The organism is Geobacillus sp. LYN3 (assembly GCF_003064505.1).
Lineage (GTDB): Bacteria > Bacillota > Bacilli > Bacillales > Anoxybacillaceae > Parageobacillus_B > Parageobacillus_B toebii.
In genome coordinates, this window is record NZ_QCWL01000001.1 from 1600370 (window position 1) to 1600656 (window position 287).

The following is a 287-nucleotide window of genomic DNA, read 5'->3' on the forward strand; positions in this document are numbered from 1 at the left end:
CGTCCTCGTTTCACCATATTGGCAAGAGTTCCCGTACTAATCGAGTGTTGATATAACGCTTCGATTGTATCACTTAAACGCTTGTACGGGATCAATTGGATATGATGTAAATAAACAACGAGCGCCGTGAGCCGTGGACCGTATTGCACATGATTCGTGACATGGGATGGGAATTCGGCTTGTTGCACGCATCGACAATGTGGACACGATTTCACTTCACGTTCATGTTGTGTCACCTCGATCGCCACAGGAGGGACATCAAACACTTGACGGATATCTACTTTGAA

At 46.0% G+C, this 287-nt stretch carries 1 protein-coding gene (cut by a window edge); it reads right to left on the bottom strand.

What is annotated here, in order from left to right:
- Positions 1-287: part of a DUF6444 domain-containing protein coding region (locus DCC82_RS18055; RefSeq protein WP_233253022.1), annotated on the bottom strand (this coding region is incomplete at both ends). Its footprint extends 285 nt past the window's final position; the window shows 287 of its 572 annotated nt.